This is a genomic window from Hymenobacter segetis (assembly GCF_054776495.1).
On record NZ_BAAHBV010000001.1, the window covers coordinates 1,528,564 to 1,547,133 of the forward strand.

The 18,570-nt window shown below is 54.0% G+C and carries 6 protein-coding genes; 2 read left to right on the forward strand and 4 right to left on the reverse strand.

The window, feature by feature from the left end; translation table 11 throughout:
- Positions 1-4 precede the first annotated feature (4 nt).
- On the forward strand, positions 5-3,454 hold the full coding sequence (locus ACYU70_RS06435; protein WP_342298369.1) for a DUF4450 domain-containing protein: 3,450 nt from the start codon (positions 5-7) through the stop codon (positions 3,452-3,454).
- A gap of 17 nt (positions 3,455-3,471) precedes the next feature.
- Positions 3,472-5,607 carry a hypothetical protein gene (locus ACYU70_RS06440; protein ID WP_342298371.1) on the forward strand — a complete coding sequence of 712 codons (2,136 nt, stop codon included), beginning with the start codon at positions 3,472-3,474 and terminating at the stop codon, positions 5,605-5,607.
- A gap of 17 nt (positions 5,608-5,624) precedes the next feature.
- Here the strand turns inward: ACYU70_RS06440 and ACYU70_RS06445 are convergent, their stop codons facing one another.
- From ACYU70_RS06445 to ACYU70_RS06460, 4 genes are all read right to left on the reverse strand, one after another.
- Entirely contained in the window at positions 5,625-7,589 is a 1,965-nt protein-coding gene (locus ACYU70_RS06445; protein ID WP_342298372.1) for a hypothetical protein, read from the reverse strand.
- A 29-nt stretch (positions 7,590-7,618) separates the two neighbouring features.
- On the reverse strand, positions 7,619-10,771 hold the full coding sequence (locus ACYU70_RS06450; protein WP_342298373.1) for a DUF6603 domain-containing protein: 3,153 nt from the start codon (positions 10,769-10,771) through the stop codon (positions 7,619-7,621).
- A 197-nt stretch (positions 10,772-10,968) separates the two neighbouring features.
- Positions 10,969-14,007 (reverse strand): tail fiber domain-containing protein, encoded by a 3,039-nt coding sequence (locus ACYU70_RS06455; RefSeq protein ID WP_342298375.1) that lies wholly within the window; start codon positions 14,005-14,007, stop codon positions 10,969-10,971.
- A gap of 28 nt (positions 14,008-14,035) precedes the next feature.
- Complete coding sequence (locus tag ACYU70_RS06460) at positions 14,036-18,436, reverse strand: hypothetical protein (RefSeq protein WP_460615930.1); 4,401 nt, start codon at positions 18,434-18,436, stop codon at positions 14,036-14,038.
- Positions 18,437-18,570 lie beyond the last annotated feature (134 nt).

The window sequence follows — 18,570 nt, forward strand, 5'->3', positions numbered from 1 at the left end:
CGCTATGCTCAAAAACGCTTTCCTGTTCTGCGCAATCCTGCTGCTGGCCGGCCCGCTGGCCCGGGCGCAAACTGCGCCGCCGCCGCCGCCGCTCTGGCACAATCAGCCGCGCACGTTGCGCTATCACCCGGAAGGCACCGATTTCGTCATCACCAACGGCACGCACCGCTTCACCCGCGCCCTCTACGGTACCAACACGGCCTTTCGCGTCGAGGCCGGCGACCTGCCCGAATTTGCCCTCTACCTGCCCGGCATGGGCGGCAATCTGAAATTCGGACTGCTGGCCAACGGCCAAAGCAAATGGCTTATCAAAGCCGAAAACATCACCGCCCGCTACCGCCCGGGCCTGATGCTCTACGACATCACCGACCCGCTTTTGGGACCCGGCAAGCTCCACCTCGAAGTGCTGGCCCGTGCCGAGGCCGAAGGCCTCATCATAAAAGCCCGCTTCGAAAACGTGCCGGCCAATTCCGTGCAATTGCTCTGGGCTTTCGGCGGAGCCACGGGCAAGAAATTCAGCCGCGACGGCGACATTGGAGCCGACCCAGAATCAAGTTTTTACCTGAAGCCGGAGTATTGCCAGGGCAATGCGTTTGACCTGAAAAAGAACAGTTTTACGCTAAACTACGGCACGGCTACGAAGCTGGTAGCAGGCACTGACAAAGCGGCAAAGCCAACCGCTGCTGAGCCAAAAATACTGATGGGCGTGGTGCCGCCCACATCCAAAACGCATGTAGCCGACGCCACGCAGCAGGAGACGCCGCAGCAGCTTCTGGCATCCTCCGCATCGGCCACGCCGGTGCTGGCGGGCACGGTACCGGTCATAAGTGAGAAGGAGTTTTACTTTGCCGTGCAAAAGTCAGAAACGGCTCCAATACCCACCTACGCCGCTTTACCGACCGCGTTTGCCCAGGCCGAAGCCGCCCGCGCCGCGCTGGCCGGCCGTGTCAAAGTCAGCACGCCCGACCCCTACATCAACACGCTGGGCGGGGCGCTGTCCGTGGCCGCCGATGCCATTTGGGAAGCCCCCTCCTACCTGCACGGAGCCATAGCCTGGCGCATCCGCCTCGATGGCTGGCGCGGTCCCTACGTGGCCGACCCGCTCGGCTGGCACGACCGCGCCGCTACCCACTTCCGGGCCTATGCCAAGTCGCAGCTCACCAGCCCGCCCAACGGCCCGGTCACGCCCGATACCGCCCTGCACCTGGCCCGGCAGCTTGAGAAGCTGGGCACCGCCGTGTTTACCGAAGGCTACATATCGCGCAACCCCGGCGGTGATTTCCGCGCCCACCACTACGACATGAACCTCGTGTTCATCGACGAGCTGCTGCGCCATTTCAACTGGACCGGTGACCTGAAATTTGCCCGCGAGATGTGGCCCGTGCTCCAGCGCCACCTGGCCTGGGAAAAGCGCAACTTCGACCCCGACAACGACGGCCTCTACGATGCCTACGCCGCCATCTGGGCCTCCGATGCGCTGCAATACAGCGGCGGGGCCGTCACCCACAGTTCGGCCTACAATTACTTCGCCAACCAAAAAGCCGCCGAGCTGGCCCGCCTACTGGGCGAAAACCCCGCCCCCTACCGCCAGGAAGCGCAGCACATCCACCAGGCGCTGCAAAGCCGGCTGTGGCTGCCCGCCCAGGGCCGGTACGCCGAATACCAAGATGCCCTCGGCCTCCGAAGCCTGCACCCCGCCGCCGGCCTCTGGACCATCTACCACGCCCTCGATTCGGAAGTACCCGATGCCTTCCAGGCCTACCAGGCACTCCGCTACATTGATGCTGAGATGCCGCACATCCCGGTGCGCGCCGCCGGCCTGCCCGATGCCGGCTACTACCTGCTTTCAACTACGAATTGGCAGCCCTACGACTGGTCGCTGAACAACGTGGTGCTGGCCGAAAACCTGCACACCAGCCTCGCCAACTGGCAGGCCGGCCGCCGCGAAGAAGCCTTCCTGCTCTGGAAAAGTGCCCTGCTCGAAAGCCAGTACCTGGGCAGCAGCCCCGGTAATTTCCAGCAGATTTCTTTCTATGACACCTACCGGGGCGAACTTTACCGCGATTTCGCCGACCCCATCGGCATGGCAAGCCGCTCGTTGGTCGAGGGCCTGTTCGGCATCCGCCCCGATGCCCTGCACGATACCCTACGCATCAGCCCCGGCCTGCCCGCCGCCTGGGATTCGGCCGCGCTGCAAGTGCCCGATGTCACTTTCCACTTCCGCCGCCAGGGCCGCCGCGAAACCTATACCATCGCCCCGCACCTCCCGAAACAGCTGGCGCTCCAGCTGCGCGTGCCCGCCCTGGCCAGCCGCGTGGCTTCGCTGACAGTGAACGGCCAGCCGGCCGCCTGGCACAACGTAGCCGCCGCCGTGGGCCAGCCGACTATCGAAATCAGCAGCGCCCCGGCAGCACGCTACGTGGTGGAAATCGAGTGGCAGGGCGAAATGCCCGATGCCGCCGCGTCGCAGGAATCAGCTGCTTTCGGTGCGGCTTTTAACGTCACGTTTGCCCATGCCCGGATTATTCAGGTTTCCGACCCGCAGCAGGTGCTGCGGCAGCCCCGCCTGAACGGCTCGGCACTCGCGGCGCAGGTGGCCGGTATGCCCGGCAGCCGCACCGCTTTCGCACAGCTTCAGCAGGGTGATTTGACGTGGTGGGAACCGCTGAAAATTTCCGTGCAACGCCCGGACACTTCCGCTCCTACAGCTAATTCTACTAATACTGCCAAGTGGGAAGCGCTTGATTTATCCGCCGCTTTCAATGACCGGGTAACGCAGATTTTCCGGAACAAATACCTTATTCCCCGCCCCGCCGTGGCCACCCTGGAGTTGCCCACCCAAGGCATCGGAAACTGGTGTTACCCTCTCACCCAGGCCAATATCGACGACAGCGGCCTGCGCCACTTAGCTGGTTCGAAAAACGAAATCCAACTGCCTGAAGGCGTGCCGCTACGCACACCTGGCGTGGCCGGTGCGAAGAATATCCTCTTCGTATCGCAGTGGGACAACTACCCCCACCAAGCCACGCTGCCGCTACGGGGCCGCGCCCGCCGCGCCGTGCTGCTCATGGCCGGCTCCACCAACGCCATGCAAAGCCAGTTCCTCAACGGCGAAATCACCATCACCTACGCCGACAACACCACCGCCACCCTGCCCCTGCGCAACCCCGACTCCTGGTGGCCCATCGAGCAGGACTACCTCGACGACGGCTTCGCCTTCCAAACCGGCGCGCCGAAACCTTACCGCGTCCACCTCAAAACCGGCCTCATCACCCGCGATTTCAGCCAGTACAACAGCATCAAAGGCTTTAGCACCCGCGCCATCGACGGCGGCGCGGCCACCGTGCTGGAACTGCTCCTCGACCCCAGCAAAAAATTAAAATCCCTCTCCCTGAAAGCCCTGGCCAACGACGTGGTAATTGGGCTGATGAGCGTGACACTTGACCGTAACTAATGCTTCTCCTAACCCTTATGAAACTGACTTCCAAATTTTTACTAACTATCTCATTAGCAACCAGCATCTTCTCGCTTGCCGCCCAGCCCATCAACCGGCAGGCCCTCGTGGAGCGCCACAAAGTGGTAATCACGAATACCGACTCGCTCAATTCCCTATCCGTGGGCAATGGCAGATTCGCCTTCACCGCCGACATCACGGGCCTGCAAACATTCCCCCTGCACTACGAGAAGGGCATTCCACTCGGCACCGAATCGGAATGGGGCTGGCACCGCTTCCCGAATAAAGAAGGCTACAAATTCGCCCAAAGCCTGCGCGAATACCAGTTCAACGGCCGCCCCGTGAGCTACTCGGTGCAGGTGAAAACGCCCGGCAACAAAGATGCCGTTGACTACCTCCGCGCCAATCCGCACCGCCTGCAGCTGGGCAATCTGGGCTTTATCATCCTTAAGAAAAACGGCCAGCTGGCCAAAATACAGGACCTCAAAAACATCCACCAGGAGTTGAACCCGTGGACGGGCGAAATCCAGAGCCATTTCACGGTGGAAGGCGCGGCGGTGGACGTGGTCACCGTCGGCCACCAAGCGCAGGATGCTGTGGCCGCCAAAGTCACTTCGGAGCTCCTAAAAGCCGGGCGCCTGAAAGTGGCTTTGCGCTTCCCTTTCCCCACCGCCGGCTGGGCCGATATGGGCACCGATTATTCGCACGAAGCCGACCATAAATCGGCCATCACCATGCAAGCGGCGGGCCGCGCCTTACTAACCCACCAGCTCGATACCACCAAGTATTTTGCGGCTCTGAGCTGGGTCCAGACTGCCACGCTGGCCCCCGGCCGGCCGCACGAATTCATCCTCACGCCCGGCACCCAAAGCGGCGTGCTGGAACTGAGCTGCCGATTTTCACCCCGCCAGCAAGCATCTGCCGCCCCCACTTTCGTCGCCACCCGCGCCGATAGCCGCCAGCAGTGGCAGGCCTTCTGGCGCAGCGGCGGGGCCGTCGATTTCAGCGGCACCACCGACCCGCGCGCCGCCGAGCTGGAGCGCCGCATCGTGCTCTCGCAGTACCTCACCCGCATCCACAACGCCGGCTCGCAGCCGCCGCAGGAGACGGGATTGCTGCTCAACAGCTGGTACGGCCGCCCGCACCTCGAAATGCACTGGTGGCACGCCGCCCATTTCGCCCTCTGGGGCCGCCCCGAAATCCTCGAAAAAAGCCTCACCTGGTACGCCCGCCCCGATGTGCAGGCCGAGGCCCGCGCCATTGCCCAGCGGCAGGGCTACGCCGGCTGGCGCTGGCAGAAAATGACCGACCCGTGGGGGGCCGAAGGCCCGTCGTCCGTGGGCGCATTTCTGCTCTGGCAGCAGCCCCACACCATTTATTTCGCCGAAGAAGCCTACCGCGCCCACCCCAACGCCGCCACCCTGAAACTATACCAGGAACGGGTACAGCAAACGGCTGAATTCATCGCCTCCTACCCGTTTTTTGAGAAAGACAAGGGCCGCTACATCCTCGGCAAAGGCGTAATTCCGGCCCAGGAGCGGTTCAAGGCCGAAGACACCTTCAACCCTACTTTTGAGCTCGTGTACTGGCATTGGGCGCTTGATATTGCCCAGAAATGGCGTGAGCGCCAGGGCCAGCCCCGCAACCCGCAGTGGGACGACGTGCTGGCCAAGCTCGCCAAACTACCCGAAGCCAACGGCGTGTACCTCGCCGCCGAAAGCGCCCCCGATTCCTACACTAACCCCGAATACAAAACCGACCACCCATCCGTGCTGGCCGCGCTGGGCATGATGCCCGCCACCGGCCAACAGGACGCCGCCACCATGCGCCGCACCTTCGACCTCATCTGGAAAGACTGGAGCTGGGACAAAACCTGGGGCTGGGATTTCCCTATGACATCCATGACGGCCACTCGCCTCGGCCTGCCCGAAAAGGCAATGGATGCCCTCCTGATGCAGGTCCAAACCAACACCTACCTCCCCAACGGCCACAACTACCAGGAAGGCCGCCTCCCCCTCTACCTGCCCGGCAACGGCGGCCTGCTCGCCGCCGTGGCCCTCATGTGCGCCGGCTACGACGGCTGCAAGGAGGCCACCCCCGGCATTCCCAAAACCTGGAAAGTGCGCTGGGAAGGCCTGCAAAAGATGCCGTAACAGCCGGTCTACTGTTGTCAACTAATCTCAAAAACTACTTCCTCTATTTTCTGAATTAGCGCCCTTGTAAATTCCGCCACATTTTTGGCTGCTACGCCCGCGTATATTTTTCCTATATCCACCTTATTCAAAGAACTATAGTTTACGTCGGCCAATTTATTCTTGCCTTTTGTGTCGGTATATTCTACCTGCAATTGAGAAGCATCACCGTCCTTATCTATAAATCCAAAATGCACCGATTCCGGCTTTTGGTTAATGGCCAGCGAAGTAATTTGCTTATCGTACAAACAAAACAACAGGTCCTCCGCCAGCTCATCCCGCCGCCGCACTTGCCCTTCGGCTTGGATAACCAGGTCCGGCCAGCCATCAACCGCCCGGGAGCGCAGCAAAAAGCCAGATTTTGGAATATTCTCATCCGAAATAATCACCCCGGTGCCATACAGTTCCGCATCCGTCGCCGCATCGGCCGAAGACAGTCGCCCGATGCTAAAAGCGCCATCTACCAGGCATCTAACCCATTTATCATCAACACTGAAGAACCGCAAAGACTCAAACGGCAGGAATGCTTCCGTGGGCACCAGGTAATTAAATGGCACCCCTTTCAACAGCGTCAAATCAGTAAGCCACTGCCCGACAAATGCCGGCATATCAGGGTACTGACTTGCCACTGATTTTAGAATGAGGTGGCCATTGAGCCGGCTGCTGGCCGACACTTTTTTGAATTGATAGCATTCCCGCTTCCACCGAAACAAAGCAGTGGAGAAGTTTTTATCACTCAGGGCCAGTATGCGCCCCAGCTCCCAGGCCGAAGCGTACGAAACATCAACATACTTCTCCCCTCCATAGGCCAGAAACCGAAATAGCTCATCTCCGCCCATCACCGGAACCGGCGCGGCCGGCTGCCCCGTGCCAGCCACCGGATTTGGCACCAACGGCCCCCGGTACACGGCATTAATTCGGTCGCCCGTCTTCAATACATACGGGAGTTTTAAATATCCGTCCAGCGACAAATCATCCGTATCGGGCAGGCGCAGATTTGCCGGGCTACGGTTCAAATGTTTCAGCAGCGATGTAAGATGCGCTATTTCAAACGTCTTAAATAAGCTCGCCGTCTCCTCATCGCTGACCGCAATACCAATTACTTTTAAGAAATCTGATTTATTAAAAAACTCAAGGCCCGCAATTTTAGCCAATGCCGACGCTAGCGCCGTGCTGACCCCACCAGCCGACACGTAAATAGCCAGCACCTCGGGCGTAACGATAAAATGGTCGTTACAAAAAAACTCCCAGCTATACAGCGAAGCAAAACCATAAAATCCATCTTTGGGCTTGCCGATAAAATCGCCCTTTTTGGAATACATATCCTCAAGGGATATCAGATGGACAATGTTCTTTTTATCCTTTACCGGCATCCGGCTGCCCACCACCGACGCTTTTTCATCTTTTTCCTGCCCCCGCACATGGGCCAGATAGCCCAACTCCTGATAAGTGGGCAGAATACTGGTCAGAAATGCCGCTTCAATCAGCAGGCCCCGCACCGAAATATCCGTTTCATTCGTGCTTTCAACGGGGGCAAATGGCGTCGTTTCCCAAATAGCTTTTACGGCATTTATTTTTCTGACTTTGCTGGCATCGGCCACCTCGTCTTCCGTAAGCAGCATCAAGGCCAGCCACGGTTTTACCGAATCATCTTTTTCATTGGTCTTTCTTTCCCAAGGGAAAGTGCTTCTTTCCAGGATAATATTCGGCAGAATAGTTGAAAAATCGCCTAATGCCGACATTGGCGGAAATACCGAATCAATCTGACTGGGATTCAACGTATACTGCTCGCCCTGCACCGAAAAATATAAAGTAGCAGGAGGCAACGCCAAAGAATCCTTATCAACGCCAAAGCGTTGCGTGCTCTCCACCTTATAATAGCCCGCCGTAAGGGCCGGCCGGTGGCTGTCGTAAATCAGTATTTTATCGTCGGTAGTAGCCATGATGCTATTTTTCGGACTGCCCGGATTGGCTACTCGGCAATGCCAAGCTGCTTACCCAATGCTTTGAAGGTGGAATTGTACTCGGAAAAAGGCAGTGGGGCACTGGTTTTCCGGCAGGTCAGATTAATAGGTGCATCCCGGAAAACAATTTCGGCTAACTGCGGAAATTCAACGCCACCTTCCGGCAATACAACCGGCTCGGTAGTAGACACATTAATGCCGTTGAACACTTCTACGGTTCGGTTTTCGGCATTTAAATCGGGCTGAAAACTGGTTCCCCAAATGGCAGCGGGCACTGCTTTTTGCTGCGGGGTGATAATAAGATTACGCAGACTTTTCGAATCCATTAGCGCATAATCCGATGGCTTATCCGGATTATGAGAAATAACTACTGCTAGTTCGCTTTTAATATCATCATTATTTTTCGCCATTGGCGAAACCCCAAATCGAACAGCGGAGCTGCTGCTGATATTATAAATCTCCTCGTCATTAATCGATATATTTTTGACTGGGATAGCCGAATTAACGAGTAATTCCAACTCTTTGGGATTCACAATAGGATTCTGGAACTCATCTTTACCGTGCTGCCCACCGGCCACTGCCGCCCCCAGCACTTTACCAGCCTCAGGCAGGCATTTCGCTTTGAAATCAGCCCAGGTAATTGGCTTCAAATCAGCCGAGTCATCCGCACCAAAATGTATCGTAATGTCGCACACGTAGATGTGCACCGTCGCCCGGCCCGAAAACTCCGGCCCCCATATTGCCAGGTCGGCCCCCAAATCGACTGAGATGGTATGGCTGCCGAAAAAATGTATGGTATAGGAGGCCCCCATACTCACATAAATGCTGGCCTCGTAATGATAGGGCTGCCAGGTAACCAAAAAGTCGGCCCCGGCCTTGAACCACGCCTTAAAATCGCCATCCTCATACACGGCCTCCAGGTGGCCGCCCGCCATGAAGGCATGGGCGCACAACGCGAAATACATATCGCCTTTCACGCTCAGCTTATCACTTACCTGCCAGTTCAGCGCCAGGCGCGGCACGCTCGGATAATGGGCCGGCACTTTAAAGGCCGGGTGGTACCCGCCCACCGTGGCCACAAAATCACCCTCGTGTTCTCCTTTGAACCAACTGTAAAACGCCGCTCCCCCGGTCAGGTGGCAATCCCTGGAAAAGATATAAGAGTCGCTGCTCAATTGCGCCAATACCGCCAGAAAGCCTTCGTCGGGCAGGTATTTGGCCATCAGCATTATTTTAACCTCAGCCAGCGGCGTAAATGCTTTTCCTAATTCCTGCAGCGGCACTACGATGTTGGATTGCCCCAGCAAATCAATTTCCATCCGGTTGCCAAAGGAAACTACGAGCAGCGCGAAGGAATTTATCAGCTTGAATGAGCTGAACTTTACCCCAACCGCCAGGAATATATCGCCTACCGATGGCGGCACATAAGCCGATAAAGCCTTCAGCTGGGCCTGGAGCGCCATTGCCGGATTCGCATCCGCCGGCACCGAGCTGCCGCCCATCACCTGCGCCACCAATGGGAAATTAGCCACCTGGCTGATATCGGGCATTATCAACGCCCTGTTATACCCAAACCCAGCGGCCAATCCTTCTACAAAGAAAAAGCTGGGGCCCCCAAGCGCTTTTTCGAGATAGGCATAAATAAATAGCGAAGGGTGCCCGTCGTAATAACAATAAGACCCCATGGCGGAAAGAGCAAATCCGGCGGTTTTTATGGTAGCGGCTCCATTATACACCTCCGTGCTTTTGCCATTAATCACCATTTGCTGCCTCAGAAAAGCAGCCCCTATTTCTAAACCGTTTTTTCTGAAATCAATACTTAAACCGGATAAATTGAACGACGGCCGAAAGCGTTTGATGGAAGAGCCAACCGATAATTCATCAAGCGCAATGGACAGCCCGCCCACGGATATGCCGGCATCGAGGTAAAGCCACAGCTCGCTGTTTTTAAAATCTACGCCAACACGTTTGAAGGTGGCGGGGCCAATTGTTTTTTCGATATTGAACCACTTCACCGAGGTTTCGGCCGCTGCCGGAACGGCAGGCTCACTTACAGTGGCAGCGGCAGCTTTCGACTTGCTGGACCGCGCCTTTTGCTTCGGCTTGGGCGCAACGGCAGTCGTCGCACCGCTGCCAACCATCAGCGTTTGGCTGGTGCCGGCAATGTTGAAGCGGCCGGAAAGGGCCAGGCCTTTCGCAATGCCCGCGGCGGCAAAACCGGCGATATGCGACGGAATCAGCTTGTTGATACCGACCATTTGGTCTTCGCTAAACTGGCCGGAGCTGTAGAGGATTTGCAGGTCGTCGAGGCCCAGCGATAAATCTTTTGGCAGCTGCTGGCCCACCATCGGCAGGTTGGCCAGGTCGATGGCCGTGCCCAGGTCAATGGCCAAAGCAAACTGCTTGCTGCCCGCACTCTTGTCCTGGTGGTACACAAACCTGACATCCTTCAAGTCAATCTCAATACCATCGGGCACCTCCCGGGCCATCTCCGCCGATATGGTGTTCAGCAGGCTATTGAGCCTTATGCTGGTCGCGGAACCATCCGGCCGGGAATAGGTCGCAATAAACGTATTGGCCTGGGGGTTGCCGTCAAAACGCAAATCAAATTGCAAGCTCCCAATTCGGATGGTACCACCGAAAGTATATTGATAATCAATCTTGCCCAAGGCCGCTTTTTTGGCAACGATATCAATCGTTACCACCGCATCCACGGCCGTACCGGCGATGTTGAAACCACCCTGACACGAAAAATGAAAGTTCTCGGTGTCGGTTTCATACCTGAAATCAATACCGGATAGCTCAAACATCTTGAAAGGGGCCGGCACTTTTACCCCAAACTTTTCGCTCAAATCAGCAATCAGGTCCCCCACCCTCACGGGCTGTCCGGCTTGGGTAGCGCCTTCTATCAGCCATCCCGCATCAGTCGGGCTATTTTTCGACAGGGATAGCGCGGCCGGAACGCCCGCAATGGTCATGCTACCCCTGAGCCCCACCGTATGCTTCCCAAACTCGAAAGCCACCGTATCCATTTCAAAGACCGTCGCCCCGGTTCCAACCTGCTGCAACGACACCTCGGTGGTTACTTCGAACCCACCCTGGGAGGAAATAACCAGGTTGAATTCGCGCGGTGCCCCGAATGAAAGGAAGTGATAAGACATATGCTATTGCTTGTAAGAAGCATACTGTAGGGCAAGGCGCTGGCGAAAGCCGTCCTCTTTGCACCCACAAAAAAACGAACCTGATTAGCCGGCAGAAAAGCCAAACGAGTATTTTTCGCCTTGCTATTTTCCCTTGTATTATCGGTTTTATCATCACTGCCTGCCAGTAGCTGCAGGCGACGCTGAACCTACTTTTTTTATTCTTCCGACTTATTCAACAAAGCCTCCAGTCGCTGCAATCGGGCTTCCTGGTGCTGGAGTTGCTGGGTGAGCGCATCAACCTGCTTGCTCAACTCCTGAATAGCGCTGATACCGGTGCAGAAAACGTAGTCGTAATCGAGCGTGCGGAAGTCGTCTACCTCTTCCCCGTAAATGAATAGGTGCTCTGCGGAAAATGTCCAGTCCTGAACCGTGAAGGTCAATTCATCCAGGACATTTACTTGCACGTCCTGAACACCACTTGCCTCCGTGATAATCCTCACCCGGTCGCCGGTGCTGAGCTCATGCGCTTTTTTCAGCGATATGGTCAACAGGCCATCTGCCAGTGTTGCATTTTCTGCTAAGGAATAAATACCGGGCGTAAAATCTTTGGTGATAGATACTGCTTCAGGAATGATTTGCTCGACTTCCTGCGCAATAAATCCTTTTTTTATTCCGGGACCTTGAGATACATAATCTTTATAATAATAATTTTTAACAACAAGCTTATTCAGCAACCCCAGCGCATCCCGACCGTCTGCCGTTGTTATTTCCTCTTTAATTCGCTCATCACTAAAGCAGTAGTACGCTGCACAATAAATCCCAGTTGATGCCCTGATAGAAACCGAATTTGTATGAGTACCAACGGAGGCCCGGCAAGCCCCATCCATCAGGAACCAAAATCCCTTTTGCATGGAAATATTGTTCCAACTATTGATATCGATTGGGAATTCCGGGTCATGTTTCCCTATTCCTATTTTGCCGTTGACGAGAAGGTTCGCATCGCTGGTGATGATAGCCAAATCCTTATAACCATTGGGGTCGCCTTGGTTGGACAGGGTTCTGAAATAGAGATTTCCGGTGCTCCGATTGCCCCAGTCAATTACAGCATCATAACTATCATACACTAAATGAGTGCTTTTTATGTAATAGTTACCAGCTTGCACGTCGCCTTCTACCTGTAGCTTCTTGCGTGGGTCAGGGGTGCCGATGCCAACGTTGCCATCAGGCAGCAGGCGCATGATTTCAGGATAAGACTGCTGCCCGTAGCTCCCGGAATTGGTATTTCCCACCCGCAGGGCCAGCCCATTTTCCGCGCCTCCGGCACTGATGAAGCCCGTGGTTCCATCATGATGTATCATCATGTGGTCCCAGGCCGCCGTGTTTCTAATGCCGATACTACCCACTACATCCAGGGTCTGCTGCGGTTCGATGTTATTAATTCCCATCCGGCCTCCGCTGGTGATAACCACCAGGTCACGGTGACCACCATCGGAATTACCCTGGTTTTGCAAAGACCTGAAATAGAGATTTCCATCGATTTGACTACCCCAGTCAATGGTGGCCCCCCGGTTATCATACACTAAGTTCGAACCCTTAATAAAGTATTTACTGGCCTGCAAATCACCGTTCACTTCCAACCGCTTGCTTGGGTCCGGGTTCGTTGTCCCAATGCCAACATTGCCGCCGCTGGTAATCGTCATGCGGGCATCCGCCAGGGTTGCCGGGTTGATATTCTCCTCGCTGTTTATCAAAAACTTCAGGCTGCCTGTGCCATAGCTCCCCAATCTTTCGTGCACAACGGCCGCCTTCACCCAATGGCCCATTGCCTCGTTGACAAAGCCTAATCCTACCGCATTTCCATTGCCCGCTGTGCCATTCAGGTTGTGTAGCAGCAAGGGGAAATTTAATCCGCTATTATTTACGACTATCTCTAATTTCTGAGATGGATTATTGGTCCCAATGCCTACGTTTTGGTTCTGAAAAACCATCGGCTGCTTATCGATGTGCAGCACGAATGTCTCGTCCCAATAGCCGGGGATATTCTCCAGCCGCACACTCAGCCGGGTTTTGCCGGTGATGTAATTGGTAATGATATTATCAAACGAAAAATCAATGTACGTTACGGCAGCCTTGTCGTTCACTACGCCCAGGGATGACTTGATGTATCCTATTTGCGAGCCTCCTTCGATTATCTTACCAACCGCAAATTTATCTTTATCAATAGTCTTGATAAACTTGCCGGTTATGGGCACATAAACCCTGCGGTCATCAATTATGAATAGCAGTTCACCTTCGGTCACCATCCGGCCATTCACACAAATATCCGCTTTGCTCGTCAGCACACCGGTGCTTACGTTAGAGACTTTTGTCTGAGCCGGAATCTGCCGGGTAAGAAGGCCCGCACCACTGCCATTAATCATTGGTAAAAGCAGCAAGCCCGCGCTATCAGCTATCGTAAAAGTCCACACAGGCAGCGGCTCCTGCCCGGATGGGGGAGCACCATTAAAATGGGTATCGAAAGGCGCGTCTTCTTTGACAATAATTCGCTGAATAGCGTCGGCATTCGCCAGCGCAGCAGCAGTTGAATTCAGATTGGGGTCGAAGAAAAAAATTATTTTAGAGTTTTCCGTAAACTCAATAGCCTTATCCCCATCAGCGTCCGACTTATTGGTATTACTGATTCTCAATCTCAGACTATTGCGTGATTCTCCATCATTCAGGATGGTATCGGCATCTTTAAAGCTGAGTTGCAGTGGCAAACCCGATTTTCCCCGGTGGTTTATCAGGGTCCAGTTAATTTGCCGAACAGAATCCTCAAACAGCACATCGCCAGCCGTAATATTCTTGCCCAACAATTCCACGTTGGTAGTCCGGGAACCCTTGCTGCCATTGATATCCACCAGAAACTTAATTTCAATACTGCCCTTGCTTTCGCAAATAAGCGGAGCTGCACCGGCATACAGCAGGTATATCGTGGAACAGCCCTGCGCATCAATTAAAGCCTCACTTATTTTCCATTCTCCGAAAGCCTGCTCTTTCTTGTTATCATTAAGCACCTCCGGCCGGAATTTCAGCGCAAAATGATAATTGCTTGCGCCAGCCTTTGCGCCCAGCGTATTAAGCAGCATTGGAGCCGCCAGCTGGTTGGCAATTTTGAGGGTTACCCCTTCCACCTTATCCTCCAGATAGAACAGGTCTTCCTCTTTGCTGTTCAACAGGCAAAAATCAAACGGGTAATTAGTTCTGAAACCCATAAATTCGGTTATTAAGGGGGGTGGCGACTTATTTGGTTACGCTTAAGTGTAGCCAGCCTTCTCTAATAAGAATTTCTTCCGAGAAGTGGCCTTGTGCATTCATGGGTACGATATGCCCGGCATCCAGCAGCTGTTGAATGCGTTGCAAATGCGCCAGCAGCAACGGCGACGGAGCTGCCCATTGCGTTTTGGGGTTGATAAGCGCCTTCTGGTCGGCAGTTTCTTTTATCCAGCCGGCAGTCAGCATATCCTGCCATATAGCTTCGCCATCGGCGGCAAATGCCTGTAAGAACAGCGCCTTATCGGCAGTGCCGGTAGTGGAAACCTGCGTCCATTTGCCGGCTTCCATTGCCAGCCACGACCAGGAATAGCCCGCCTCTTCGGGCAGCGAAATCGCAATGCTGTCTTTGGGCATCAGCAGTGGCCGGGTGAAGAAGCTCACGTTCATGCGGGCAAGGGCGGGCTTGAACTGGCTGGCGGGAATAGATATGCTTTTGGTCGGCAAAATCCCCGTGGTGGCATGGGCCTCGCCCCGGGGGTCTATCAGCAGCGTGAGATTTTTGGGCTTATCGGTGATGGATAGCGAAAAAGTATGGGCACCATCCCGATGCGCTAAAAAATAGCCTTTATCGATATTTTCCGGATACACTGACTGAAATACACTGGCACTTTCGTCTTCATCCCAAAAACCTAAAACGCCATCATTCAGAATACCGGGCTCACCGATAAGAACGGGAAATTTAACTTTTTCCCAGCTGTTCGTTTCCCGATTGTTGCGGCCTAAATCTGCGTTGAAATAGTCCCAGCTCTGGTTGATGGCCGGCATTCCCTTCACCTCCAGGCTGACTATCGCCTTTACCACGGCCATGGGCCGGCCCACCAGCATGGCCAGGTCTAAATGCTGGGCAAAATTCTCGGGGTCTATTTGCTGGAGCGTATTATCAAGTAGTTCAACAAAGTCCGCAAAGTCGCTTTTCCCAATCAACTTACTAACTATCTCCCGCAGATTACTATTCGGTATTTGGTTCGCGTCCGTAAGGGTGATGTTGCCGGGGGCCGACGCCCACTCGGTTACCGCACTGCCACCGGCGGCTTTATTCTGTTGAATAAGACCGAGAATATAACCATCGGCATCATACACCATTAAGCTGGCATCCAGATTATTGGGCACCAGCCAGCCGCACACCGGATTGGTATTCTGGCTGGCCTCTGATTGGTTTGAAGCAATATTAGCAGCCGAAATCCATCTGAAATTCAACCGCGCCGGCTGGACTATGCGCGGGGGCAAAAATGCCTCCTTGCCCTTGGGAACTACCGTAAACGAATGCGAGAACAGCACATCAGTGGTTCGTATCGGAATATTAGCCACTTGGCCGAAATTGTCGATAATGCCCAGCTGATTAATTCTGACAGTGCCCGTTTTTATGGGGTTAAACTGATTAAGCGGCAAGGGTGCCCGCTTATTTTCGCCTCCTATTAGCTTAGCGGCCAGTGAAGTCACCGCCTGCGATTCCGTGAAGGAAACCGGGTCGGCTACGGGGAGTTGCATGGTTTCGTGCAGCTGCAACAAGGCCGCATTGAAACCACCCAGCGACTGCGACAAATAGTTGCTGACACTTAATTCCATGGCAGCTGCTACTATATGCCGCAGAAATGTATTGATGGATTCCGGTGGCGTAACGGCCCTCAACAAATTATCAAAGGCGATAAAAACTTCATTATGAAAACTATTCGCTTCCGCTTCGGTAGCCTGGTTTTTTGCCGTGCCTTTAAGCCTTGCAATATCTTTTACCAGCCCAGCATAAATTACCTGCTCCAAATCATCCTTTTGCAAGCCCAGGTTGGCCGTTAGCTCGTCGGCATCCATCTTGAGCAAGTACGAGCTGATTACACTTTGCAGCTTTGTTTGGGCATGGGCTGATAATATGGTTGAGCCGGCGTATGATTTAATTCTTTCTCCCTGCAAAACGTTGGCCCCCTCAACGGTAAGGTCGTAGTCGCCGGTTTTGATACCGTAATTAGAGGTAATGAAATCCTCGGCAAACTCAGTTGAGTAAGGTCCGTCGAATTTGATATTATCCTGCGCAATTACTTCCCACTGCAAAAACGTAGGGTTCCAATTACCCTCCGGATTTCCCGGTCTTTGCGTCAATCCTTCGAGTTTATTTACCGCAGGGATTCTTTTAAGGTCATAATGCGATGATTGATTTCTTTCAATAATTCCGCTAAAATCAAAGCAAACACAATCGAGCCGCTGGCTTACCACATGCCGGTTCCCAACCTTCACATCACGGCCGGCAATCAGCACCACGGGGTCGTTGGGCAGCCAGAACCGGGGCGCTTTGTCGCTTTTGAGCTGAGCCTTTTTTAGCTTCAGCACGTTCCGGTCGTTGAAGAGGTCCTCTTCGCTCAGCAGCTTTTCGCTCATTCGCAAACTAGCCAGCTTGCCCTTCAGGCCACGAAACAACGTTATTTCCCGAGCAGCCACGGGGGCGCGGGCCACGAGGTGGATATGCACCCACCGGTCCTTGGGAATATCATCCCATTGCCGGGGCTTATAGGGGTCCAGCTTTACGCCATTTATAAAAACAGCCGTCCACAAATCGCCGGGCGTGGCGGGCCCCACTATACTAGTCGGGTCGTCATCAATCCGCAACAGGTAGCTCCCAACGGCTGGGGCCTTCGCGCTTACATTAACCAGAACCGACAGCGCCGCAACCTTGGTAGCCGGCTCAAGGGCATAGCCAAAAAAATCTGGTTCTGCGGCTGCACCATCCGGGCCTTGAAATACCGCAACGTATTGCCCGCCTAAGCTGGGCTCCGGGCTGAGCGTGAAAGACGGAGCCGGAGTAGTACCACTAAACAGCAGCGCATTCCCCAACTCCTGCCCTCCTCCGTCGAAATCAACGATACGTTGATTGACTTCTGTAATTGCTTTTGATAAGTCAGCAGCATAATCGGACAGCTCTTGCTTTTTGCGATTAATTAGCTCAAAATGGTCATTTTCTATCAAAAATTTGATTCGGTCAGCATCGGCGGTATGCGTATTTAAATCATCGTGATAGCAGGCAACCATGTATTTATACCAATCAGCAAATAATTGCTGCTGAAAGCTGACCAGCTCGTCATTGGCCCGGTCATGCCCTTGCTGCAGGCGATTTAAGGCCTGGACTTTACTTGCCATAAAAGATGGCAGGTCGAAGGCTACTCCGTCGGGCTGTACTGTTGGGCTACCGCCAGCGTTGGGGCTGGCATCGGCCGGCAAGGCATTTTCAATGCTTACGCTCCAGGCCGTGCCCCCGTCAACTTGGGCAAAACCCTGCTCGTGCATGGCTTGCAGCATTTTTTTACCGGTATCCAGTTCCTGGCCCGCCATTTTGGCAAAGAGCTGCAACGCTTCCAATTGGTCTTCGATAATCGTCCGATGATTATCGAGTCCGAATTGCTGGTTGATGCGATTGCCGAGTAGAGTGGAAAGCGCTTCCGTGCCGGTATTGCCTACGGTTACGGCCAGCCCTTCGGGATTCAAGGCATCTTTTCTTACGACGAAATCCTGGTATTTTATCGTTCCGCAGCAGATGAGACTGTCGCAGTCGAAATCCAGGTCAGCAATTTTCCAGTTAAGCTTATTCAGGATAATTTCAGCATATCCGCTGGCCGAGGAATCCTTATTCGCTTTCTGAAAAACGTGTAATAAGCCGATAGGGTCATTCGATGCGTCGCTGTACCAGCCCCAAATATCATATTCGAGCGTATACAGCATATCTGCCGTTACGTCGGCATCATAAAACCCAAAAACGCTGTGACAATTTGGGTAGAAGGCAGAAAAAACCGGGCTCCCGTAGCCTATCGAAGTCAGGTTTTGAAAATAGCCGGCGCCTTTGGGAATCTTGAGGTCTTCGGGTTTCACATTGCCTTCGCCATCCACGGGATAGTGCCGCCCCATGTACCGGTAGGGCTGCTCGCTGCCACTATTAGTGAGTGGGTAGCTGATGCCGTTGTAGGGATTGTCGTCGGGGCTGCCAGCACGATGGAGGTAGTTGCTTTCTACTATCCAGGCCTGATTAATATTTTTTTTAATCTTCCGAATAACCAACCATCGGTCGGGAACTACCGGAAAAACTACCCCACTATCTCCGGCGGCATTTTGGGAGGTGAAAATTTTAGGGGCTCTTTCATTTGAAATCCCATTCACCAAAGCGGCCGGAAGCGCCCAATGCAAATGAACACCGGGCGGCAGCAGTAAATTTTGATTTTGAAACGGCTTGGAAATAAAGCTCTCGCTCAAATACGGAACTTCGTAATTAAAATCGACACCTTTATTATTATAGGGCAGATTGGTGAAATCAGCAGTTGGCTCAGCAATAACCTTTTCAGTCGACAGATACAATCCATCAACATGTATCGGGGTGATTACTGATTTGTTCATAGCAAAGGATTGGGAGAATCGATACAATTAATTTGGTGGTCCGATATTCTGAAAGTATTATTTGCTTTTCATTTCATAAGTAAGAAGCCATAGCGTTTCCGGCTAATGCTAGCACATTAATCGGAGACACTATG